Annotated in this window: 20 protein-coding genes; 8 read left to right on the forward strand and 12 right to left on the reverse strand. The window is 50.6% G+C overall.

The genetic code is table 11. The features are described from left to right. Positions 1-100 precede the first annotated feature (100 nt). From ACMGDE_RS17100 to smpB, 4 genes are all read left to right on the forward strand, one after another. On the forward strand, positions 101-652 hold the full coding sequence (locus ACMGDE_RS17100; RefSeq protein ID WP_436834039.1) for an RNA methyltransferase: 552 nt from the start codon (positions 101-103) through the stop codon (positions 650-652). Between the two features lie 142 nt (positions 653-794). Continuing rightward, positions 795-1,673: a succinate--CoA ligase subunit alpha gene (gene sucD / locus ACMGDE_RS17105; RefSeq protein ID WP_436834040.1), complete on the forward strand. Its 879-nt coding sequence runs from the start codon at positions 795-797 to the stop codon at positions 1,671-1,673. Positions 1,674-1,759: 86 nt separating this feature from the next. Beyond that, positions 1,760-2,473: a metal-dependent transcriptional regulator gene (locus ACMGDE_RS17110; protein WP_436834041.1), complete on the forward strand. Its 714-nt coding sequence runs from the start codon at positions 1,760-1,762 to the stop codon at positions 2,471-2,473. Positions 2,474-2,491: 18 nt separating this feature from the next. Continuing rightward, on the forward strand, positions 2,492-2,947 hold the full coding sequence (smpB, locus tag ACMGDE_RS17115) for an SsrA-binding protein SmpB (RefSeq protein WP_436834042.1): 456 nt from the start codon (positions 2,492-2,494) through the stop codon (positions 2,945-2,947). A 1-nt stretch (position 2,948) separates the two neighbouring features. On the opposite strand, the gene ACMGDE_RS17120 is transcribed toward smpB, so the two are convergent. Together ACMGDE_RS17120 and ACMGDE_RS17125 are read right to left on the reverse strand one after the other, a co-directional pair. Beyond that, positions 2,949-4,751 (reverse strand): MutS-related protein, encoded by a 1,803-nt coding sequence (locus ACMGDE_RS17120; protein WP_436834043.1) that lies wholly within the window; start codon positions 4,749-4,751, stop codon positions 2,949-2,951. 22 nt (positions 4,752-4,773) lie between these two features. Beyond that, positions 4,774-5,430 (reverse strand): protein-L-isoaspartate(D-aspartate) O-methyltransferase, encoded by a 657-nt coding sequence (locus ACMGDE_RS17125; protein ID WP_436834044.1) that lies wholly within the window; start codon positions 5,428-5,430, stop codon positions 4,774-4,776. Between the two features lie 102 nt (positions 5,431-5,532). On the opposite strand from ACMGDE_RS17125, the gene ACMGDE_RS17130 reads away from it, so the two are divergent. Continuing rightward, complete coding sequence (locus ACMGDE_RS17130; protein ID WP_436834045.1) at positions 5,533-6,270, forward strand: hypothetical protein; 738 nt, start codon at positions 5,533-5,535, stop codon at positions 6,268-6,270. Here the strand turns inward: ACMGDE_RS17130 and priA are convergent. Further along, positions 6,264-8,747 (reverse strand): replication restart helicase PriA, encoded by a 2,484-nt coding sequence (gene priA, locus ACMGDE_RS17135; RefSeq protein WP_436834046.1) that lies wholly within the window; start codon positions 8,745-8,747, stop codon positions 6,264-6,266. The two genes, ACMGDE_RS17130 and priA, sit on opposite strands and share 7 nt — an antisense overlap. A gap of 24 nt (positions 8,748-8,771) precedes the next feature. After that, the gene (locus ACMGDE_RS17140) at positions 8,772-9,161 is read right to left on the reverse strand and encodes a DUF423 domain-containing protein (protein ID WP_436834047.1); all 390 of its coding nucleotides are present in this window, start codon (positions 9,159-9,161) and stop codon (positions 8,772-8,774) included. Between the two features lie 120 nt (positions 9,162-9,281). On the opposite strand from ACMGDE_RS17140, the gene ACMGDE_RS17145 reads away from it, so the two are divergent. Beyond that, positions 9,282-11,504: a hypothetical protein gene (locus ACMGDE_RS17145; protein WP_436834048.1), complete on the forward strand. Its 2,223-nt coding sequence runs from the start codon at positions 9,282-9,284 to the stop codon at positions 11,502-11,504. On the opposite strand, the gene ACMGDE_RS17150 is transcribed toward ACMGDE_RS17145, so the two are convergent. Both ACMGDE_RS17150 and ACMGDE_RS17155 read right to left on the reverse strand, forming a co-directional pair. Beyond that, positions 11,489-12,643 (reverse strand): acyltransferase family protein, encoded by a 1,155-nt coding sequence (locus ACMGDE_RS17150; RefSeq protein WP_436834049.1) that lies wholly within the window; start codon positions 12,641-12,643, stop codon positions 11,489-11,491. The two genes, ACMGDE_RS17145 and ACMGDE_RS17150, sit on opposite strands and share 16 nt — an antisense overlap. 28 nt (positions 12,644-12,671) lie before the next feature. Next, a complete protein-coding gene (locus tag ACMGDE_RS17155; RefSeq protein ID WP_436834111.1) occupies positions 12,672-15,587 on the reverse strand; it encodes a ThuA domain-containing protein in 2,916 nt (971 codons plus the stop codon). Positions 15,588-15,903: 316 nt separating this feature from the next. Here ACMGDE_RS17155 and ACMGDE_RS17160 point away from each other — a divergent pair, with 316 nt between their 5' ends. Both ACMGDE_RS17160 and panD read left to right on the forward strand, forming a co-directional pair. Next, entirely contained in the window at positions 15,904-16,953 is a 1,050-nt protein-coding gene (locus tag ACMGDE_RS17160) for a DUF6695 family protein (protein ID WP_436834050.1), read from the forward strand. Positions 16,954-16,983: 30 nt separating this feature from the next. Beyond that, positions 16,984-17,352, forward strand: a complete 369-nt coding sequence (gene panD, locus ACMGDE_RS17165) for an aspartate 1-decarboxylase (protein WP_436834051.1) — start codon at positions 16,984-16,986, stop codon at positions 17,350-17,352. A 16-nt stretch (positions 17,353-17,368) separates the two neighbouring features. Here panD and ACMGDE_RS17170 read toward each other — a convergent pair whose 3' ends face one another. From ACMGDE_RS17170 to ACMGDE_RS17195, 6 genes are read right to left on the reverse strand one after another with little or no spacing between them, the layout of a single operon-like run. Beyond that, positions 17,369-18,313, reverse strand: coding sequence for a dihydrodipicolinate synthase family protein (locus ACMGDE_RS17170; RefSeq protein WP_436834052.1), 945 nt, complete (start codon positions 18,311-18,313; stop codon positions 17,369-17,371). Continuing rightward, on the reverse strand, positions 18,307-19,545 hold the full coding sequence (locus tag ACMGDE_RS17175) for an MFS transporter (protein ID WP_436834053.1): 1,239 nt from the start codon (positions 19,543-19,545) through the stop codon (positions 18,307-18,309). The genes ACMGDE_RS17170 and ACMGDE_RS17175 overlap by 7 nt, the downstream gene beginning before the upstream one ends. A 4-nt stretch (positions 19,546-19,549) precedes the next feature. After that, entirely contained in the window at positions 19,550-20,653 is a 1,104-nt protein-coding gene (locus tag ACMGDE_RS17180) for a galactose oxidase (protein WP_436834054.1), read from the reverse strand. 20 nt (positions 20,654-20,673) lie between these two features. After that, positions 20,674-21,609, reverse strand: coding sequence for a dihydrodipicolinate synthase family protein (locus ACMGDE_RS17185; RefSeq protein WP_436834055.1), 936 nt, complete (start codon positions 21,607-21,609; stop codon positions 20,674-20,676). A 56-nt stretch (positions 21,610-21,665) separates the two neighbouring features. Then, a complete protein-coding gene (locus ACMGDE_RS17190) occupies positions 21,666-23,084 on the reverse strand; it encodes a sialate O-acetylesterase (RefSeq protein ID WP_436834056.1) in 1,419 nt (472 codons plus the stop codon). Positions 23,085-23,089: 5 nt separating this feature from the next. Then, positions 23,090-24,544 (reverse strand): sulfatase, encoded by a 1,455-nt coding sequence (locus ACMGDE_RS17195; protein WP_436834057.1) that lies wholly within the window; start codon positions 24,542-24,544, stop codon positions 23,090-23,092. Between the last annotated feature and the right edge of the window lie 7 nt (positions 24,545-24,551).

The following is a 24,551-nucleotide window of genomic DNA, read 5'->3' on the forward strand; positions in this document are numbered from 1 at the left end:
TTTTCCTTCTATATTTTTCAGACCGCAAAGTTACCACCTTCTTTTCAATATTCAAAACAAATCGCACAAAATTTCAAATTGCGATCGCTACCTTTGTCCTATGCACGTAAAGTTATCCATGGAGCAACTGCAGCGGCCATCCGTAGCAGATTTTAAAGCGCAGGAAAAACTACCGGTGGTGTTGGTGCTCGACAATGTACGGAGCATGCATAACGTCGGTTCCGCTTTCCGGACGGCGGATGCCTTCGCCCTTGAGCGACTGATCCTATGCGGCATCACGGGCACCCCACCCCACCGGGAAATCGAAAAGACCGCCCTTGGTGCCACACAGTCCGTAGCGTGGGACCATGCTAACGACACCCTGCATGCCATCAAGCAGCTCCGTGAGGCGGGTTATCGCATCCTGGCGGTAGAGCAGGCCAAGGGCAGCATCCCGCTCCAGCAATTTGCACCGGTTCTAACCGAAAAATACGCGCTTGTATTCGGCAATGAAGTACACGGTGTGGCCGAAAAGGTCATGGAAGTTGTAGATGGCTGCATCGAAATTCCGCAATCAGGCACCAAGCATTCCCTCAATATCGCAGTGTCCGTGGGCATCGTGCTGTGGGACATTTACGCCAAGCTACGCCTCCACCATACGCGAGGCGTTTAGTCTTGTTCAAAATGCGTTCACTTTTCGTCTCAAAGCCTTAAGTTTCGTCTGCACCAGCTGTCCTTTAGCGGTTGATGAGAGACCGATAAATTTGCATATAAATGCAATTTTATCTATGTTTGCGGTGCAAAAAACCAGAACAATGAGCGTATTAGTAAATAAGGATTCAAAAGTAATCGTACAAGGCTTCACCGGCAACGAGGGCACCTATCATGCATCGCAAATGATTGAATATGGCACCAATGTAGTCGGTGGTGTGACACCTGGTAAGGGCGGTCAGGCACACCTGGATCGTCCGGTATTCAATACGGTGCAGGAAGCCGTTGACAAAACCGGGGCCAATGTCTCCATCATTTTCGTTCCGCCGGCCTTTGCCGCAGACGCCATCATGGAAGCGGCAGCAGCTGGTATCGGGGTCATTGTGTGCATTACCGAAGGGATCCCCACCAAGGATATGATCCAGGTGAAGTCATACCTAAGCGACAAAAACTCACGGCTTATCGGACCGAACTGTCCCGGCGTCATCACCGCCGATGAAGCCAAAATCGGGATCATGCCCGGTTTTATTTTCAAAAAAGGCACAGTGGGCATTGTATCCAAATCGGGCACGCTCACGTATGAAGCGGTGGACCAAACGGTCAAAGCGGGATTGGGCATCACCACCGCCATCGGTATCGGCGGCGACCCGATTATCGGCACTACCACCAAAGAAGCCGTGGAATTGCTGATGAATGATCCCGAGACGGAAGGCATCATTGTCATCGGCGAGATCGGCGGAGGCATGGAAGCGGAGGCTGCCAATTGGATCAAGGAACATGGCACCAAACCCGTTGTAGGCTTTATTGCTGGACAGACCGCGCCTCCGGGACGTCGCATGGGTCATGCCGGAGCCATCGTTGGCGGCGCAGACGACACTGCAGCGGCTAAGATGAAAATCATGCGCGAATGCGGCATCCGCGTAGTCGAGTCTCCGGCTGAAATCGGCAAAGCCATGGCGGAAGAGTTGGCCGTAAAAGCATAGATTAGCACATTTTTACTGATGGATAAAAAGGCACCTCGAACAGGTGCCTTTTTGGGTTTAAGGAGAGAACGACAACTTGCTTGCATATGAACTGCAAGTTGTCTAAGTTTGCGGTTATGGTATCCGATACCGAGGAGAATTACTTGAAAGCACTGCTTCGTATTACCGGTGAGCAAGGCCGCGCCGGTGAAGCCGGCACCAACCAGCTGGCGGGCAAACTCAATGTACGTCCGGCCACGGCCACGGACATGCTCAAGAAATTGAAAGAAAAACAGCTGGTCAACTACGAACGGTACGGAAAAATATCGCTTACGGACAAAGGGCGCGACGTGGCTGTCGCCATCGTACGCAAACACCGGCTTTGGGAGACTTTCCTTTTCGATAAGCTGGGCTTCAGTTGGGATGAGGTACATGATGTTGCCGAGCAGCTGGAGCACATCAAATCCGAAAAATTGGTGGAACGGCTCGATAAATTCCTCGATTACCCCCAATTCGACCCGCATGGCGATGCCATTCCAACTGCAGACGGTGCCTACGTAAGCGAAGCCCGTGTCATCCTATCCGAGGCCGATGAAGGCAAACAATACACCATTGTGGCAGTGAAGGACAATACCCCGTCATTCCTGCAATATGTCAGTCAAATCGGGATCGGCATCCACAGCAAGATCGCTGTATTGGCAAAATATGCGTTTGACCATTCCATGGCATTGGAGTTAGAAGGCATCAAAATCAACATATCAGACAAGGTGGCGCAAAACATCTATTGCAAACCATTGTCAACAGACGAACAATCGCTGTAAGCATTACGAATACCACCAATGGCACTATCCTCAGACATCAACATCAAAAATAAAAAGGCGTCCTTCGAATACCAAATATTGGACACTTACATCGCCGGTATCGGTTTGCTCGGCACCGAAATCAAGTCTATCCGGGAGGGCAAAGCCAATATCAACGATTCATTCTGCTCCTTCTTTGACGATGGCCTCTACATCCGCAATATGCACATTGCTGAATATTCGCACGGTTCGTTTTATAACCATGAAGCCAAGCGCGACCGCCAGCTCCTGCTCAATAAAAAAGAGCTTAAAAAATTGAGGGGCAAGAGCGAAGAGCGGGGCTTCACCATCATCCCCCTGCGCATCTTTATCAGTAAGCGGGGCTTTGCCAAAGTGGAAATCGCATTGGCGCAGGGCAAAAAAGACTTCGACAAACGGGAGACCATCAAGGAAAGGGATACAAAACGTGAACTGGACCGCGTCATGAAGCGATGAGTCAGTCTACAATGTCGATGCCGATGTTTTTCAACAGCAACGAGGCATTGAAAATGGTGCACTCGCCTGTCTTCAACCGATAGTCAAATAGCATCTCGCCGCCGGTGACCTGGATGTCGAAATGGTAGTTGGCAAGTACTCCCGGGTACCCCTCAGCCAGCTTGGCCAATTGCAGATCATGCGTAGCCACCATGCCTACACCGCCATATGCAATCAACTGCTTGATGATGGCTTTGGAGCCGAGATATTTATCCATGGAATTGGTACCGCGCAGCATCTCATCGACCAGAAAAAAGGTGTTGGGCCGGTTTGTTACCGTCTGTAGCACCAATTGTATCCGATTGAGTTCGGCCTTGAAGGTAGAAGTACTCTCGCTGAGCGAGTCGGCAATGCGCATATAGGTGACCAAATGAAACACCGACAGCCGCAGTTCCTCCGCGCACACCGGTGCCCCACAAAACGCCAATACCGCATTGCTGCCTACGGTGCGAAGGAATGTGCTCTTGCCCGCCATATTCGAACCGGTGATAAGGGCCACACGGTGGTTTTCCATGCTGTAATCATTGGCTACCGCAGCCGTGGCGGGGATCAGTGGATGGGCGATGGCCCTGGCCTGTAAAATGGGTTCCGCAGATTCGACCACCTCAGGAAACGCCCATCCCGGATGGTTGCGCCGCAACGTGGCCAGGCCGATCAGTGCCTCCACTTCGGCGACGACGTCAAACGCCTTCAGCATATCCGCACCGTGATGCCTGCGCCAATCCAGGATGGCGAAGACCTGTTTGAAATCCCAAAGCATCAGCATATTGAGCACAGCTCCAATCAGCATATTCAACCGGTAATCAAGCCGGTCGATGAGGGCTGCCAATTCCCCGAAAATGGCTGAAATGGATTTAGCGTTCGTTTCGGCGGATAATGATGCCTGTAATGCCTTACCCAATTGACTTTGCCATGGACGGTTTTCGATCAGCGCAAAGGAAACCGCGAAAGCACCTAACAGCTGTCCCGCCCGGCCGACCTGGCCTGCGACGCGATTGACCCGATAGCCGAAACCCATCGCGGTCAGCAAATGAATCAATGCCAATGCGATGGCGATGCCGGAAAAAAACGGCACGAAAAAGGCCAGTCCGATCACCAATACCATCAACCAAGGAGCCACTTTTACATACCCGCGCAGCAGGGCATTGCCAAAGGTTGCCTCTCCCTTGTTCAGAAAGGCTGCAAATCGTTGTTTGAAATCATCCTTGCGATGGATATTAAACCACAGCTTCGCCTGTACCTGTTGGCACCAGTCCACCTCGCCAGCCAGTTCGCTCACCGCCTGTTGCCGCAGCCCAACGGTCGCGGCATCGGCGGCCGAAGATAGCCATTCGGCCAACAGCCGATTACCCTGTACCGTAGCGCTTCGATTGATCAACGCGAATAGTGACGAGGCGCCGAAAATGTCCAGATCGCCGCTGTAGAGATGCCGGCTATTGGAGAACCCTCCACCATGGTCGTATCGACTCGGCTTTCCGTCGAACACATCAAGCTCATTCTGGTTTACAGCCAAAAAATCTTCCAAGGCAGCTTTCCGCGCCTCCAATTTGCTTTGCCGCCAGACCAATCCGGCAAAAAGCACAATGACCGCTAGAAAAAAAGCCATAACCATCCACACACGTTCGGACTGCACCGCCATGAACAACACGGCTCCGCCGCCGATAATGGCCACCAAGCGCAGCAGCGAGTTGCGGTTTATGGATGTGCGAAGGGCAATGAGCTGTCCATCGGTTTCTGCTATATGTTTACGATAGGTGTCCAACATACCTTCTATTCAACTGATTCGTTTACCAGGCCTGATCACCCACGAGTGGAACAAACCGAAAGGTATCCAGCTCGATCCGTTCGTATTCTTGCTCGCCTACGCGTAGAATGGTTACCATCTTTTGGGTTTTTTCGTTCCCAACCGGAATGACCAAAACACCCCCCACGCGAAGTTGCTTGAGCATCACCTCGGGCACAAACGGTGCTCCAGCAGTCACCAGAATCTTATCATAAGGGGCGTGATCGGGGATGCCCTTAGACCCATCACCGAGGAAAAAGTGGGGTTTGTATCCCATATGTGGCAATACTTGAATCGTGCGATGATATAGATTATGCTGCCGCTCAATGGTATATACATCGGCTCCCAGTTCAAGCAAGATACAGGTCTGGTATCCGGAGCCGGTACCGATTTCCAGCACCTTATCGCCCGGCCTGATGTGCAGCAATTCCGTTTGGTAAGCTACCGTATACGGTTGAGAGATTGTCTGTCCATCGCCAATGGGAAAAGCAATGTCCTTATATGCCTGATTCCAAAACGTCTCATCAAAAAAAAAGTGCCGGGGTACCTTGCCAATGGCTGCCAGCACGCGCTTATCTTCAATACCCCGCTGCTTCAATAATTCCACCAACTGTTTGCGCGCGCCCCGCTCGCGATAATTATCAATAAACTTATATGCCATGCTCGTCAAACTTAGATAAACTTGGTTTGATATACAAATTAATCCACTTCCATTGATATATGATTTTATTTACTATTTTCGCACGTATAAACGTTGTTACAAATGAGGTATCTACTTTTATTTGCGTTTTTATGTTTCGGGGTCCATCAGCTGTCCGCACAAGTGACCAAAATCGATACTGTCAAATACCCCACTCCGGTCATCCCCAAACGAGCTCAATACAATTTCAACACCGATTTCTGGTATACGGTTGCCATACGCGCATACGCCCATGAACAATTTCCGCAGGTGCTCAACCAACCAGCGGGAGGGCCTTTTCAAAACTCTTATTTAAACGGTATTCTATTCAAAATCAACGACAATCAGGTAGGATACCGCCTTCAGGCCGCTCATTTTAATAACGAAATCACGTTTGATAACGAGTGTGACGGATGTCTTCCCAAAGTCACCGGAAAATTTCGGAATACCGCATTGAAAGTTGGTGTGGAGAAAAGCGTGAATTACGCTCGGTTCCAACCCTATTTTGGAGCCGATGTGGGCTTTATGATCCAAGAATTAAACACGAAGGGTTATGGCAACACCACGATATTCGCCGAAGACCATAAAAATGCTGGGTTATTTTCGCCGTTCATCGGTGCAAAACTGTATATCGTTCCCCGCGTGGCCGTTGCTGCTGAGGCAAACTTCAACATTGCCTATACCTATCAAAAGATAAACAATTACAGCGACGATTCTTTTACGGGTGCCCCTGTACAGACCAAACGATACCGTTGGGAGTATTTTTTCTCACCCGTAGCCGCGCTCACGCTCCAATATAGTTTTGGTTTGATCAATCAATAAGGATCGACGTCAACTTGCACGCGTACCCCTTTATTGCGCTTATCCGCTTCGAAGCGCAGCAGCACCGCTTTTATGAGTTCCTTTACCTTGACCACACTAACACCGATGCGTTCGATTTTGAGGAGGATGCTATAAATGTAATGGTTTCGCACGCGGCCGACCAAGGGGACTTCCGGTCCATATACCCGCTGTCCCAGTCCTTCCTGCAACGTAGCCGCTAGACGATGCGCTGCGTCATGTACCGCTTGCTGTTCCTTGTGTTTGACATCGATTTTAAACAGCCGATAAAATGGCGGGTACGCATACTGTTTCCGTTCTGCAATTTCCGCCATAAACATTCCTTCATAATCATTATCTTTCACTTGTTGAATGACACGATGGCTGGGTGTATAAGATTGCACCACCACCTTGCCGCCATCATTGCGTCGTCCGGCTCGGCCACTCACCTGGGCGAGTAACGAAAAAGCCCGCTCATACGCCCTGAAATCCGGATAATTGATCAACCCGTCTGCATGGATGATACCGATGACGCTCACCTTACCGAAATCCAGTCCCTTGGCTACCATCTGGGTGCCCACCAGTACGTCATACCGATGTTCATCAAAAGCCGTCAGCACACTTTCAAAGCCATGTTTTCCGCGCGTCGAATCCAGGTCGAGGCGGCCGATCCGAGCGCTGGGCAGCAGGGTCCCCAATTCTTCTTCGATCCGCTCCGTGCCAAAGCCCTTGTTTTCAATATGGGTGGCGCCACAAGCGGGACATACCTGTATCGGATCTTCCGAAAATCCGCAATAATGGCAATGCAATTTGCCGCTGCTTTTATGATACGTAAGGCTGACATCGCAATGGATGCATTTGGCAATGTATCCGCAGGTCTTGCATTGCAGGAGCGGCGTATGCCCCCTCCTATTCTGAAATAGAATGACCTGCCGCTGTTGGACCAATGCCTGTTCCATCTCCTTAAGCAAGGTATCGCTGAAATAGGAAAACATGTTCCCCTTACGGCTTTCTTCGCTGATGCTTATGGTGACAATCTCGGGCAGCTTCGCATCGCCGAAACGCTGCTTGAGCGCTACCAAGCCGTATTTGCCCGCGCGGGCATTATAATAACTCTCTATAGAAGGTGTTGCAGATCCCAATAATACGTTAGCACCGTGGATATGCCCCAGATAAATAGCTGTATCCCGCGCATGATAACGCGGTGCCGGATCAAATTGCTTATAAGAAGTCTCGTGCTCTTCGTCGACGATGATGAGTCCCATCGATTGAAATGGCAAGAAAACGGCCGATCGTGCGCCTACCACCACTTGATACTCATTGTTGAGCACCTTGTGCCAGACTTCCGCCCGCTCATTATCGTTGAAACGCGAGTGGTAAACCCCCAGCTTATTGCCGAAATGGACCCTCAGGCGCTCCGTAATCTGGGTGGTCAACGCGATTTCAGGCAGCAGATATAACACTGGGGTACCTTTTGCCACCGCTTCTTCCATCAGCCGGATATACAGTTGAGTTTTGCCTGATGCAGTGACACCGTGCAGCAACACTACCTCCTTTTTCTCAAACAGACGCTTGACTTCGCCGAAAGCCTGCTGCTGCGCATCGTTGAAAGTGAAGTCGCCCGTGATTTCAACATCTTCCCCATCCAGCCGGCTCACAGCGCGCTCATCCAGCACAAACACCTCCTTCTCCGCCAACGCCGCGATCACCGCTGCGCTGCAGCCGCTTGCCTCCATGAGTTCAGCTTTGGTCACCTTAGACTGTCGGCGCATCAACTGGAGATAGGCCAGCACGGCATCCTGTTGCTTAGGTGCCTTGCTAAGGGAATCCAACAGCAGCTTTCTCCCTTGATCGTCGGCATAATCAGTCTGTAACCGGACAAACGTCTTCATTTTGGGTTTGTACTTCGGGGCAAGCGCTTCCGAAATCAAAATCAGCCCTTTGTCAAACAGTTTTTTTAAGATGGGAAATACGGTTTTCTGGCCCAATAACTTTACAATATCGCTTACCTTCAGTTCAGGTGCAATATCCAGTGCATCCAAAATAAGAAATTCCTTGTCACTTAACGACGAACGGTCCACACCCTCGTGATCGGCAGCGATGATCCTCGTTTCGCTTGCGAGTTTCAGGGCCGCCGGCAGTGCCGCCTGCATCACTTCGCCCAATGTGCATAGATAATACGATGCAATCCAATCCCATAGCCTGAGCTGGGTATCGCCAACAATCGGTACGTCATCTAATATATCGAGGATGTATTTCGCTTCATATCGTTCAGGAGCCTGGTCGGTCACCCGGTAGATAACGGCAGAGTACACCTTATTCTTCCCGAATTGGACGATCACCCGTTTACCTATGTCGACCATCGCATCCCAATCGGCCGGAACCCGATAGGTATACGTTTTAGAAATGGCCAAGGGCAAGACCACCTCCACGAAACGTGTGGTCCGCATATCGGCGGTGCCTTCAGTAAATTCAAGCATGGTCACAGTAAGCAGGGAATCGTGCTATCCCTTATTTTTTATGGTGGCCACAAACAGTCCCAGCCAACCCAGTATGAAACATATCCCTCCTATCGGCGTAACGGGTCCTAACACCGCTGGATCTCCAAAACCCGTGAGCGTGCGGATGCTCAACAGATACAATGAACCCGAAAATAACAGTATGCCTAAGGTAAACGTAACGAAGGAAAATTTGATATAGGTGTTTTTAGCCCTGGAGAATGTAGCCAGAAACAATAGCGCTACCGTGTGGTAAAATTGATAGTCTACCGCAGTTTCCCAGGTTTTCAATTGGTCGTCGCTGATTTTACCTTCCAAACCGTGCGCGCCAAAAGCACCCAATACCACTGCAGCGAGCCCAAAGAAAGAAGCAGCGAGTATAATCCGTTTGTTCATCAGTGTATCAATGATTTATATAAGGTCAACGTTTGAACGTAATATTTTCCAAACATAGTCAATATCAAAGTCATATGCAAGGCTTGGAAAGTGGCACTTTTTATGTTAGGTTTGTAAGGGATGCGGAGCACGATTATCATCACGTCAGTATTATTCATTGCAGTGGTGGTTGCCTCTTTTTTTTATTTTTCGGATCTTAAAGAGGGCAACTCATCTAAGCGAAAGGCCCTAACGCATGTTCCAGGGGATGCAGCATTCCTGCTGTCCTTTACCAATGACACCCTGGTGGATGACTTATTTGCGCAGTTCGATTTGTTCCACGCTGTCCTTGGCCATGAGGGTATACAACAGCTTAATTACGTTCAAGACACGATTCTACGGCAGGAGCAGCTTGCGCCGTACATCGCCGGACAAGAGGTCTTCTTCTCTTTCCACGCGGGGGAAAACCGATTGGATTACCTCATTGCATTAGCGACCAACGAGCGACTGGCGGTTGATGAACTGTTCGAGGCCATTCAGGACATTGACAGTAATGTCACCGTGCAATGGGCAGACTCATCCAGGCACATATTCAGCCTGCAACCAACAGACCAGGCACCACCCTTGTATGTGATGGAACAACAAGGTGTACTATTGGCAAGCTTTAGCAGGCAATTAATCAGCCGTGCGATCGATGACAACACACCGAAACTCCCCTCCGATGCCACTGCACACTTCCGCTCGGTAGCCGATGACGAGGCTCCGCTGACCTGGTACATACGGCATGATCAACTCTTTGACTTAGCCGAGGATTTGATGCGCCGCGAGCCGGGCGACTTCGCGCAGTTGCTCCAAGGATTTACGGGGTATTCGACCCTCCGCATGAATTTCAAAAATGATGCTTTCATATTCAGCGGCGGCAGTACGTTAGCTACCGACTCCGCTGCCTACCTTTCGCTATATCGTCAGCAGCGACCGGTTGAACAAACCTTGGCTACCGTATTCCCCGTCAGTACAGCCAGCTACCTATGGTTCGGTATCACCGACTATAAGTCGCTACACAACAACCTCGTCGAATTATTTACCGATCGGCAGGAAATCGGCCAGATCAATGAACAGCACCGGCTTATCCGCCAATCGTCAACGGTATCCATAGCAGCAGATCTGCTGCCTGAATGGGACGACGAGTTTGCGGTGGTTGAACTGGCCAACAGGGAGAACGTCGCGGTGATCAAGGTGAAGGATTCGCGTTCATTTTCGAGTGTTATTCAGCGGATCAGTACGCGCTATCCTGAAAACATGCATCGGCTCAACCACTCCAATTTGCTGTATTACAGCTTTGGAGATCCGTTGAAACCTTTTACCCGCCCCTATTTCTTATTGATAGATGCCTATATGATTTGTGCCAATCACGCCAGCACATTACGGCAGTTTGAGGCGGCATACAGCACTGGGAAAACATTGGCATCCACGATAGGTTATATCAATTTTAATGCGCTGCAGGCGAACAAAGCCAATGTATCGCTCTTTGTCCACAATGAAAACGCAGGAAACACGATTGCAAGGGGACTGAAACCGCCGTTTGAAACGGCTTATATGGATACCACGAATTTCGGCTACCAGCGGTTTTACGGTTGGTCGGTGCAGCTCTCGGGCAATTCGGAAGGTTTTTTCACGAATGTCTATGCCGCATATCCCGATAATCGCACACCGGTCAGCGCTCCGCAGGAAACAGCTACTCAAGAAACCACTGTCCAAGAAACAGCTACCCCAATATCCGAATGGACCTTTACACTAAACGGCCAGCTGATCACTAAGCCTGTGGTGTGCCAATACAACGATACGGCAAACTATATCTTGGTACAGGATCGCAGCCATATCCTGCACGCAGTATCCGTTGATGGCCGAAAACTATGGAATGCTCAATTGCCCGGACCCATTCTGGGCAGCGTTCAGCAACTGGCCGATCGCACGTTGGTATTCACTACTGCCGATAGACTTTATCGCATCGACAACGAGGGTGATCCCCTGCCCGGCTTTTCATTGCAGCTACCGCTAAAAGCCACCGAAGGTGCCATCACATCGGATGAGAAAGAAGAGATACACATAACCGTACCGGTTAAAAACCGCATCCTTTCTTATGATGGCCGAGGAAGATCGTTACGAAGCAAAACCCACAACACAGCCGCAGAGCGCATCCGTCAGCAAGACACGGTCCAAGATCTAAACAGCGCTAACCCGCCCGTCGACCTTCCATCCGATTGCGGTCCACTTTTCTACATGGGTCCCCTGCGCGGCAATAATCCCACCTACTTGCTATGCAGCAAAAACGATGGAAGACTGCATTGTTATCGGTATGATTGACGTTTTTTCAAGCGCGACCGCCATCTCAAAAACGGGTATTCCACCACGAAATTCAACAACAACGCGCCGATTACCGAAACCGCGGCACAAATTAGTACGCGTAAGCTGCCATCACTGACCAATCCCCAGTCATCCAATGGTGCTTGCATGATATGATTCAGAAACTTATGGCAAAGATATATGCCGTATGACAATGCCGCAATCATCGTACTCACTCTCCACCTGACCCGGTATAAGATACAGGAAGGAGATAGCGCCCCGAACACCATGAAGCCATAGGCTACAGATAGTAAGGGGTACCCAACTAACGTTGGCCAAAGATCCAGCCGGTCGCCCCTCATCAAAAAATAAGCGCCTGCCAGCAGTAGCAATCCGATGACTAACAACTGATTACCCCGGGACGCATGCCATGCACGCCACCGCGGGCGATAATTCATGATTGCCGCAATCGCGACCCCCACTACCAATCCATCCAAGCGATTATATGTCGGATAATAAATCCATTTGTTATAGGTCACAAAACGATCGGCGGTAATACCGTTTTCATAAAAGGGCTGCATGAAATACAGCCAATTGATCCCCCTGATGAGCAAACCAAAGACCAGTATACCGGCAAAGACCCACACCCCTTGTCTCCAAGCGGCTGTACGCGCGATCAACCAAAGTGAAACGGGCAGCAAGAGGTAAAATTGCTCCTCTATGGCCAGTGACCACGCATGGGAAAACGTTCCTTCATTGCCAAAATCGAGATCAAAATTCTGCGTAAATGTCAAAAACTGCCACAACGGGGCAATGCCTTCCCGTTCCCGAATGAACGGAAAGGCAAAATATAGCGCCACCACAAAAAAGTATGCAGGGAAAATACGTAACGCCCGATGCGTATAAAATTCGGTGAAACCGATGGTGTGCTTGCTAATCAGTTGGCGCATCAGCTGGTCACTGATCAGGTACCCACTCAGTACGAAAAACAAGTCAACTCCGCTCCAGCCAAACAGCCCGATCTCATTCACCCAATCCGGTCGGTCATAGGCCCGGTAATGACACAAGAATACCAAAATGATGGCCAATGCCCGGAGGTGATCCAAGCCTGCCAAATGCTGGTGATCCGTGTCAAACAGCCGGTTCCAATACCTTTTCACGTTCGTTCGCGATAGCGTTTACCAAACGCTAGTTGGCCGCTGGTTTCAGCTTCAAGTCCACCGTTTTAGATCCTGTCAATGGGCGTATTCCCATACCGGGAGCATTCGTATACTGCGCGCTGAAACGCAGCACGGTCTCTTCGGCTGCGGCCGGCTTGGATACGATGCTTCCTTTGACCGGAAGCGATTTTCGTTTGGCCGATTGGTCATCTGCCAAAGACATAACCCACTGCACCATTTGCCTGGCCTCAGCCTCCTTCATATCCGGATGTGCCGCCATGGCCACTTCGCCCCATACCCCGCCCCCACCGTTGAGTACCTTATCTGCGAGATAAGTCGCAGCATCATCCTGCCCTTTGTATTTTTGGGCGACCTGCATAAAGGACGGACCGACACTCTTTTCGGCAATTTTATGGCAAGACTGACAATCGGATGCCATCATGAGACTGCGACCCAGAACAAGTTCGGATACCTGCTGGTGACCGAGGGAAGTCCCCGCTAGGTCGGTGCCTTTTACATAATCAACCGATACCACCAAATTGGCGGGATCAATTTCACGGCCATCGTCGGTTACCTTCACCTCGTATTCGATGCGTTCGCCAGGTGTATAAAAACCACTGGTATTGGACAGTACGATATCCACCACCGGCTCTTCATTGCCCGCATACACCGCTACCGGGTTTGACTCCGCACTGTTGTTTGATGCATCGCTCACGACAACACTGATCTCGTGTTCACCCGATTGATCAAACGTATAAGATAGCGAGGGACCCTCGGTTTTCTGGGTAATCGCTCCTATTTTCCAAGTATACGACAGCTTATCATTTTCATGATCGGTTGCTTCTACCGTGGCATTGACGGTAAAAGGAACCTTGCCGTTGTGTTTATCGACGGCAATTTCTCCTACTTGCGGAGGGAGGTTGCCTGCAATATAATCGATTCGCACAATGCCTGCATCGGCATTCTTGGCAAACCAGCCCTTGCCATACTCCAATATATATAACTTACCATCCTTACCTACTTCCATGTCAATGGGGTTGGCAAATGATTCGCCTTCCATAAACGGCTCCATTTTGTCATAATCGCCGTTTGGCAGCATGGTGACCGCCTTGATCCAGCCACGTATCCAATCATAGATGATCAGCTTGCCATTATAGTAGTCGGGGTACCGGGTCTCTTTGGGAAACATGTCCGTATAATAAACGGGACCGGCCATGGCGTTGCGGCCGCCGGTACCGAGCTGCGGAAAGTCCGGGGAAGCCGCATACGGATACCAGATAAATGCCGGTTGCACCGGAGGCAGTACCTGTAAACCGGTGTTGTTCGGCGAGTTATTCAGCGGACGCTTCGGGTCAAACGGCTCGCCGGACTGCCCTGTCTTGTAATCATATGCGCGGTATGGATAGCTATTGCCAATGAATAAGGGCCAGCCGAAGAATCCAGCCTGCCGGGCTTGGTTTACCTCATCGTAACCCCGTGGACCGCGGGTATCCAAACTGTCATTATTGGCATCGGGTCCCACCTCTCCCCAATAAAGGTAACCTGTTTTTTGGTCAACCGAGATACGATATGGATTCCGAAGGCCCATCGCATAAATTTCGGGCTTGGTCTTTTCCGTACCTTTGGCGAAAAGATTGCCCTCGGGCACCTCATAGCTGCCATCAGGACGTAGTTTTATGCGGAGGATCTTTCCGCGCAGGTCGTTTGTATTGCCTGAGGAACGGCGTACATCATACTGCTCGAACCCGGGACGGCTATCCAACGGTGCAAACCCATGATTCTTATACGACGGGTCAGGTTGATCAAATGGCGTGGAGTTATCACCGGTAGAGAGATATAGTAATCCATCCCCGCCAAAGGCGATCGATCCTCCGGTATGGCAGCAAATATCCCGTTGGGAATAAAACTGTAAGACTACTTTCTCGGACGAAAGATCGAGCTTGTTATTATCGTAAACGAAGCGAGACAAACGGTTTACTGAGGTGTCCGATGGACTATAGAAGGCATAGATGAACTTGTTTTTCTCATAATCGGGGTCTAGGGCCAATCCCATGAACCCTTCCTCGGCATTTACATTTGGCACGTCGGTCCGATGATAAACATCCAATAGTCCTACCTGCATCAACGAGTCGGTATCCTGCTTATAAAGCATGAGTTCGCCGCGACGCTGCGCTACCAAAATATCCAAATTGGGCAGTATGGCCATCTCCGTTGGTTCGAAGAGTTCTCCTTGCTGCAATTGCGTCTTTACAAAACGTTGCCGCTCCGGTGGAAGCTGCGTTTTCGCTTTGCTATAGTTGAGCTTATGGTTTTCGCCAATGGCGTATCTGATACCTCCAAGTATCAGGTTCAGATGAAGGGAATCACTGAAAGATTCCGAAGAATGGCCCAAGGCAGTATAAAACGAACGCCCCCCATCGTACTCATGATACCAGATCATGGGGTGATCGTCGCCATTTTTACCGCCTTCATAACTGCTCTCGTCGATCGTTATCAACACATTGTTATCGGGGTTGAGTTTCTTGAAATTATACCATTCATCGTGGTATTTGAAGGTTGTAGGCAGTCCTTTCGTAACCGGATGAAGCGAGTCTACCACGTGGAAGGTGGCCTCTTGCTGATGGGGATGGCTTAGAAAATAACCCCCAACCAGGCGACCGAACCAGCCCCAGTCGTATTCGGTGTCGGACGCCGCATGGATGCCTACAAAGCCACCCCCGGCTTGGATATACCGTTCAAATGCAGCCTCCTGATAGTGGTTGAGCACATCACCCGTGGTACTGAGAAATACCACTGCGGAGTACTTGGCCAAGCTATCTTCAGTGAACCATTCGGCGTTGGTAGTGGTATCAATATCAAAACCATTTTCATTCGCCAGTTTGATCAATGCTTCATTCCCTGTCGGGATAGATTCGTGGTAAAACGCGGCGGTTTTACTAAACACCAAAATTCTTGGTTTGCCGCTGCGCTTGTTGCAGGAGCTAATGCCAACGATGGCAAAGATAACGATTAAAATAAAAGGCAATCTGCCGTTAACTGTTTTAAGAAACTCTTTCATATTACGGTTTTATCACGTCAGCAATATCTGGGTTACAAAAATGATAATTTCTGCCACATTTCCGCGATAAATTTTAAACTTCATTCGGTAAGTTTTCTGGTACATTGGCCTTAACAGCATTCATTGACCTAAATTCCCAACTCTTTACAGATTTAGGCGGTTATTTCACCGCCGAGGATCAACATCTGTGAATGGAGGAAATGTGGAAAAACACCAGGACTTAGCGCTTGTCATCGCTTGGCCAGATAAAACTGCGCGCGGCGATGAGCGTTGGATGGCGTTACTTAAGCAGCTTGGCGTCGTCAAAAACCTAAATTTTAGAGTGGGTCATGCCGCTATTATATTGATCAATCGCCAAAGCGGTACGCTATCCTATTATGATTTCGGGCGTTACGTGACACCGCGGGGATATGGACGGGCCCGGTCATCCGAATCTGACCCGAGACTTGCGCTGAATACACAGGCACAGTTTGACAACACCGGAACCATACAGAATCTCCAAGCGATCACAGCCGAACTTCATCAAATGGAGTATGCCACACATGGAGGCGGTAGGCTGTTTTTTTCACTTGCAAAAGGCATTTCCTATGCAAAATCCACCCGATTTGCACGGCGTATTGTAGAAAGCGGTCCGGTCAAATATGGGGCGATAGCCAAAGACAATAACAGTTGCTCGCGTTTTGTCGCCCAAGTATTGTTAGCTGGCCTAACAGCTCGTCACCCCGCCCGGCGGCGGGTCGGCCTCCCAGAGAGTCTCAAGGCAAGCCCGATGAGCAATGTGGTCAATGCCTCACCAAATAAGATCATCTACCGTTACCATGAAGGCTCATTGGCCTCCTTCAAGATGAATCGCTGGCAATCCTTGCATTTTCAAGTAGACCTATTGCTGCACAACTTATCCACTACCAAAGCCAAAGCATTGCCATGTGACCGGGAACCCGGCAACATGGCCGAACCCGAAAGACCATCGAGTATACCAAAATCCGCGCAATGGCTGGGAGGCATTGGTGAGGGAGCCTGGTATTTCCTTGATCGGGATTTGGAACGGGGTTTGCTATTGGTTGTAAAATATGCCGTTGACGGAAATGAAGACTATCGCGCAAGCTGTATGGCTAATCAACAGATAAATTTGGATAAACCATACCGATTTACCTACCATTGCCATTATCAATGTCATCAGATCGTACAACACGAAAAGCAAATCAGGCTGGACACTATTGACGACCAAGACTGGAATATCCGTATCGCGTAAATAACGACTAAAAAACACACGAATAAAACCATGGAGTTAACTATTTTAAAATCGAAGATTCACACTGTAAAAGTAACCGAAGCTAATGTTGAATATAACGGCTCCATCACGGTAGATGCCGACCTGCTGGATGCCGCCCAGATAAAAAAATACGAGCAAGTATACATCAACAATGCGGTAAGCGGAAGCCGGATCATGACCTACGTCCTCCCGGGCAGGCGCGGAAGTGGCGAAGTCTGCATGAATGGTGGTGCCGCACTACACGCCAAAGTGGGTGATACAGTCCACATACTGAGCTTCTGCAATGTAAGTGAAGAAGAAGCAGAAACCTATCAACCCGTACTGGTATTTACCAAAGACGACAATCAGATTGCCTCCGTGGAGCGATATACGTATTAACCCGCGCGATATCGTCTTAGTCACGCACCTCAAAAAACCAGCTAGGTAATATTTTGGTAGCTCCCCGTTTGACATCGGCGACTTCCGTCATCGGTATCGATCGGTATGGCCACCGCAGACGGGTGCCAATATCGGCCCAACCGCCTACGGTGGCCAATAATTTGTCCAAAGCAGGATTGCTATACCCTTTTTGGGCGAAAGGAACGATGTAGCTCGAAAAAAAAGCGTGGATGCATTGCTCCACTTGAAGCGCTTCGCCGATGGCCGTTTGCATCATGTGCCACCAATGTTGTGCCGCCCATGGGTTGATGCAAGCCACATTGGAATACGCGCCGCTGGCTACTCCCCTATGCACCCCCGTTGCCAAATGATGGCCGGGCACAAAGACGGCCACCTTACCCGCCACGGGTTTCATGCGTTCATACCATGCCTCATCTCCGTCCAGCAATTTGATGCTGATCAGGGAGGGGATTTTTTCGGATAGCGTTAAAAGATCTTCGGGTGACAGCACTTTCTTGGCGTGGCGTGGGTTGTAGAGCACCAGCGGAATCGGATCGGCCACGGCAGCAATTCGATTCAAGAAAATCAGCGCTTCTTCTAAATTGACGGCCACCCAATCGGGCAAAATGACCTGATAAGCCGCAGGATTTAGCTTCTTGCTGCGCCGGATACGGTCAACTGCGGTTATGGGTACCGAATGTGATGCCCCCACCTGGAATAGCATGCCTTTGGCGCTGCATTTTTCGGCCAACAGCTGGTTGACGCAGTCAAATTCGTCTTCTGTCTGCGTGTGAAACTCTCCTGCCGTTCCATTGGAATAGATACCATCCACCTTAGCAGCGATCAACCGGTCAATCTCTTCGGATAGCCGGTAGAAATCAATCGAATCATCCGTATTGATAGGCAATAGCAGCGTACCCCAATTTCCACGGCATTTTTCGGCAGTCAGGGTCGTCACCATTCTTTCTTGATCTTGATGAAAAACAACGACCACGTGGCCAACAACAGCAAACCGGCCGCGATGAGGTATATAATGGACAGGTTTATCTGGGCATCTTTTAATGCACCGCCTACATAGACCATCAATCCGCCTGCAATGGTACTCAGGAAATTCAACACCCCATAAGCTGTGGCAGCATAGCGGCTATCCGCCACCTGCCTGACCACCGGCATGAGATTGGCGTCGTTGAATCCACGTGCCATTCCGAAGATAAACATGGCAACGATCGCTATTAGAAAAACCGGTGTCCATGACATCAGCATCAAAAAGGGTGCCCCCACCGTAAACCCGATCAGAATGACCAAAATGCGTGCCCGGGGATTTGTCCGAAACCACCGGTCTGCCCAGAGCCCCCCCAGCAATACGCCAATGAATGAACCGATCTGCGGATAAAGGGTGGCCGATATGCCCGCTTCTCCCAGTCCAAGTGCAAACTGATCCTTCAAAAAAGTAGGCAGCCAAGCATATATCAACCAGTTAGCAATTCCCAACACCACAAAATAAAACAGCAGTATGAGATAAGATCGCTCGGTCAGCAACGATTTAATCGCCGCAACCAGCTGAACCGGTTCTTTCACCTGAATATCATTTTCAGCTACCGATGCGTCCGCATCCCTACCCTTGTCCCGCAGAAGAAACAAGAGAAAAATAGCATAAATGCAACCAAACGCCCCGAATACCTGGAAGCCATAGCGCCATCCCCAAATTTCCGCGATATAGCCCCCGACGCCTCCAAGGGCCAGTCCGGCGTACAATCCACTGAAATGCAATCCGGTAGCCAAGGAGCGGGTCTTCCCCCGATGATAATCGGTGATCAACGCCAATCCAGCCGGTATGTAAAACGCTTCACTGACACCCATCACGATCCGGGCGGCGATCATCTCTTCAAAAGATGAAACCAGCCCGGTCCAGACGGTGGCCAGCGACCACACCGTGACACTAAATATGATGACGTTCTTACGGCTATACTTATCCGCGAGGAAGCCACCGAAAGGACTGAGTATCCCGTAAGACCACAAAAATACGGACGTCAGCAAACCAAACTGGGCATCATCCAACGTAAATTCGGACACAATGGGATCACGCATAGACGTGATCAGTATCCTATCCAGGTAGTTCAAAAACGCTACGATCCATAGTACTCCTACGATCACCCATGGATACCAGGTGCGTGCTGTCAGTCCCTTTTTCATTTTTTCAGTCATTTAGCAGTTTCCCGACCAACACCCTATTGGTGCGCACACCGGGTCTTACCTCGCCCATTGGCAAGATCACTTCACCATCCCACTCGACAAGCGGCGTGGTCACCGGAGCCCATGTACTGGCGTTGGGATTGTTTTCCGGATCAGGCTGCTGATCCGTTGGCATTGCGCCGCTGATTCGCCACGCATTGCGCCGGTTGTCATACACCAAAACTGCAGTATTAAATCCTGGGTGTTTGTCTTTCAGCGCCTCATTTTGTCCGGCCTTGCTCCCGTCATCTCCTCCAAACACCAGCAGTTGCTGACCTGTTGTGTGCACATAAGCAGGACTTGGCGCAGCAGCCACCGGATGTGGCAAATCGCTGATTTTTTCCCATCCTTTGTTGGGCATATATCGGAATCCGTCGGTCAGGTACTTCCGTTCGGCAGACGTGCCGCTTTCGTCCGGCGCTAACGACACGCCGCTGAATAGGTAAAACGCGCCGTCCATTGCACCGGCTACGCTAAGCATCCGGGGCTCCCCTGGCCAAGTTTCCAATGCCTGCCAGTGCCTTTCGTCCGGCGGCACGCCCATATCCAGCCTCCAAAACGTACTCTTCGCCGCTTTGGCAGTGGGCGAAGCAAGTCCGCCAGCGATATAAACCACGTCGCCAATCAGGGCACCACAGGCATTTGCATTCGGTTCCGGCAGGGATGGCAGCGTATCGATGTTGACTTGGCCATCGGCATAATGCAGCATATAGGCATCCTCGTAATGCCGTTCCTGGTCTGCACCGCCAAAGATCAGCACCCGGTCTTTCCAGGTGATCGACACCCCATAACCCATCGGCCGCGGCAGCTTGCCGACCTCCTCCCAATGGTCCGCATCCTTTCGCAATACATAGATGCCATCGTTCCAGTATTTCGTGCCCCCTGTCCATGGACGGGTACCTTTTGGGAAATTAGCGCCGCCCGCCACCAGCAGCTGTCCTTGGCTTATACCTGCAAATGCCCCAGCAAACCCGACTTCATCCGGCACCTGCGGCAATTGTCGCCAGGCGAGATCCGTCCGTTCCGAATCGTGGCAGGCCTGAGCAACCGCCATTGAGAAAATCAACATATACTTATAATTACTGGTCATCATGAATCATAGGTGATGGAAGCCTGAGCACTTTCTAGCGCTTCAAAAAAAGAAAGGTCATCCAATTCCTGCTGTAGTGCCGCTGCTTCATGCCCCGTAAGCGGCGTGAGCGGTAGACGGCATGTCCCCAGATCATATCCCAGCATCTTCATGATGGCGCGCTGAGAAGGTATAGGTGGATACTTCACCATTGCCCTGATCATCTTGACCAGCCGGAGCTGCAAGGATTGGGCTGCCGACATATCACCCGTATTGAAGGCCTTGATCACCTGCAGATACATTGGTGCTGCGAAGGTGTATGTACTGCCTATCGCCCCTTTAGCACCTACGGCCAGCGCACTGAGCAACAGCTCATCATAGCCGAACAAGATATCAAATTTTCCATTTGAGTAATCCAGACAAGCTTGGTATTCATGAAGCGTCGACGCCGTGTATTTGATGCCCGCCAGATTAGGAATCTGCGCTTCACCCAACTGCAAGAACTCCACCATATCCATCCCAACACCCGTAAGGGTCGGGATGTGGTAGTAATAGAACGGTGTATGGGGTGCTGCCGATGCGATGTCGGCCATACAAGCCACCAGATTGGCTACCGAGGTGGGCTTAAAATAAAATCCAGCCACCGCTGAAATCGCGTCCGCGCCTATTTTCTCGGCATGGGCTGCTAATTTGCGCGATTCGGCGATCGCAGCATGTCCTACGTGCACCAAGACCAGCAGCCGCCCCTTTGCCACCCGCACATATTCTTCGGCCACCGTCATCCGTTCCTCAATCGTCAGATTCGGTCCCTCGCCGTTGGTGCCGCAGATAAAGATTCCTTTTAGGCCATCCGCTACGAGCTTATCAACCAAGGGCGGAATGCCTTCGAGGTTGAGTGAGCCATCGGCATGAAAAGTTGAAAACGTGGCTGCTATAAGCCCATTAATTTTTACCATGTTATTATAAATTTACGAAACGTTTCTCTCCACTATTAGTTAACACCAGTCTGATCTTACCAGTCATCGGTCTTAAACGATGACGCCGGCAGCCCTACTGAATTGTATAAATCGCCGACCACCCAATCTTTAAATGCATAGCGCACGCTTACCGGTTTGGCAATCCGCTCGCAAGTCACCACGATTTCGTCCTTCGCTACAATCTGTGCTTCAGCCGGGTAAAATACCCGGTCCGCGCCAGCCATCTCAAAATGCAGCAATACCTGGCCGGACGCCGTCAAGCCCTCAGCCACATGATCAAAATAAAGCCGCATGGTCTCTCCATCAACCGTTGTACGTTTCAGCTCGGGACTGAATACTTCTCCGTGCTTCTTTTTATACGTTTCTGCCAACACGAGGTTGGATAACCGATTGGCAACAGTCGTTTTATCCGGCGGATGTATGGTGCTTTCCAAACCGACATCCATGGTGACCACCATCCCCGCATTCGGGATTTCATCCGCTGCGTCCGATTGCGCTTCACGCAGGTAGGCGGACTGAAGGCTGCCATCGTATTTAAACGGCGCAATCTGCATGTAATAGAATGGGAACTCGCCTTGTTCCCACCGTTGCCGCCAGCCGCGTACCATACCGGCAAACCAATCCGCGTACCGATCGGCTGTGCCGCGGTTTCCCTCACCCTGATACCATATCGCGCCTTTTATCCCATAACCCAAAATCGGATTGATCATGGCATTAAACAGCACTGTTGGAGTGTTTTTAGTGACCTTTTCGGGCACTGGTTGACCTGCGAGTTCCGGAAAGGAGTTTAGCGTGGTCGAATCCATCCACGCTTGGACCTGTGTGCCGCCATAAGCGGATTGGAGGATACCGACGGGCACATCAAGTTCCTCTTGCAATTTTAAGGCAAACTGATAAGCCACCGCGCTAAAGGCCGACACCGAGGCCGAGTCGGGCTGCGCCCACGTAGCATCACAGTCATCCAATGGATGTACCGCCTGCTTTACCGGTAATCTAAACAGACGGATAAGCGGGTTACCTGCTTCTGCCATGAGTTTAGCGGCGTGCAAGATGGTATCTTTAGGCGGGTTTCCCACTCGCATTCCCATATTGGATTGACCCGAAGCCAGCCACACCTCGCCGATCAGCACATCCGTTAATACAGATTCGGTTCCGTCATTTAGGTGAATCTCATAGGGTCCTCCCGCTTTGGGCGTTTCCACCAACAACCGCCAAGTGCTGTCACCGTTTACCTTGGCATGGTACTGCTTTCCATTCCAGGAGGTGGTGACGTTAACGGATTCACCGCCGGAGGTGCCCCAAAGCGGCACAGTCGTCTGTTGCTGCAGCACCATGCCATCGCTAAATACCGCAGGCAGCTTGATATCGGCATAGACCGAACCGAAAAGCATACCTGCCAACAACAACGCTATCAGCCTCCTATAACTGGTTGTACTGCTACTAAATGTTTTCATGTTGTTCATTTCATCGTGTCACTGTCCCTATTTAGCAACGCATGCATCTCTTGCCGTTTCTTCGTATATTGGGTTTGATTAGCAAGGTTTTCGGTCTCCGCTCCCGTACCGTCATAACGGTATAGTTCGGTGCCGACCACCGACGCATCGCTCAACTGCCGCCATTCGGTATACCGAAAATCTACCGTGCGTACGCTATATCCCATGACTTCAGGAGCACCTTTGTACATCCAGGGGCGAGGGAATTGACTGAATGCCTGGCTTTTCCATGGCCTATTGGGATGTGTCAACAAGGGCTTTAAACTGACACCATCCACCGCTTCCGGATCCGGTAAGCCAGCTAAATCGGCGAGGGTTGGATAAAGATCAACCAGCTCCACAACAGCATCCGTATGCATCCCTTTGACAGACCGGCTGGGCGCTGCGATAATCAGCGGCACTCGTGTATCCAATTCAAAGTTGGTGGTTTTACACCAAAGACCCAGTTCGCCCAAATGAAAACCATGGTCGCTCAACAGTACGATGATGGTTTCATCGAGCACCCCCTGCCGTTCCAGTTCATCCAGCACCCGGCCTATCTGCGCATCGATAAAGCTGATGCTGGCATAATAACCGTGGCGCAATTGTCGGATTTGCTCACTTGATAACGGTCCCATGTCCGGCATGTCGGTATATCCGCGCAGTTCTACACCATTGTGCAATGCAATCCCAGGTACATCCTTTGGGGGGATAGGCTGTGAAGGCATGGGGATATCCGCAGATTTATACAAATCCCAATATTTCTTGGGTGCCGAAAATGGCAAATGTGGCCGTCTGAACCCAACCGCAAGGAAAAAACTGGTGTCTTTCAGTTCCCGAATCGCCGTTATTGCTGCGTTGCAAACCCTGCCGTCTACATATGCACTATCCGGCACATCGGCACACTCAGTGGCCGCGGCTTTCCACGAGCCCTTTGACATCAGGTTTTCGCGGAGTACATATTTGCCACCGGCGTCATCGGTCACGGACAACACTGGAGAAACCGACCAAGAAACCGGATCTTGTGCATCCGCCGGATCGTGGTAGATTTTTCCAATGGCACGCGCATCATATCCATTCGCTTTGAAATGCTGCGGCAGTGTCACCACATTTGGAAGCGCCTTCCGGAAATGCGTTTGTAAATCCCATACCTTGGTGGCGTCAGGCCGCCTGCCTGTCAACATAGAGGCCCTGGATGGGGCACAAACCGCCTGCTGGCAATACGCGCGATCAAACACCACTGCCCGATCCGCCAATCGATCGATGTTCGGGGTGATTGCTACGGAGTCGCCATAGCAGCCGAGCTGAGGCCGGAGATCATCCACCACAATGAACAGTACATTGGGTCGCCGAGGGGGCGCACCCACGGCGGCTCGTGAGTGGCTCACCATGACCGTGAATACCGCCAGTAACCAGCCATATTTGATTTTAAATAGGCTCATATCCGTG

Origin of the sequence: Parapedobacter brassicae (assembly GCF_051400755.1) — a bacterium.
In the GTDB taxonomy this organism is placed as follows: Bacteria; Bacteroidota; Bacteroidia; order Sphingobacteriales; family Sphingobacteriaceae; genus Parapedobacter.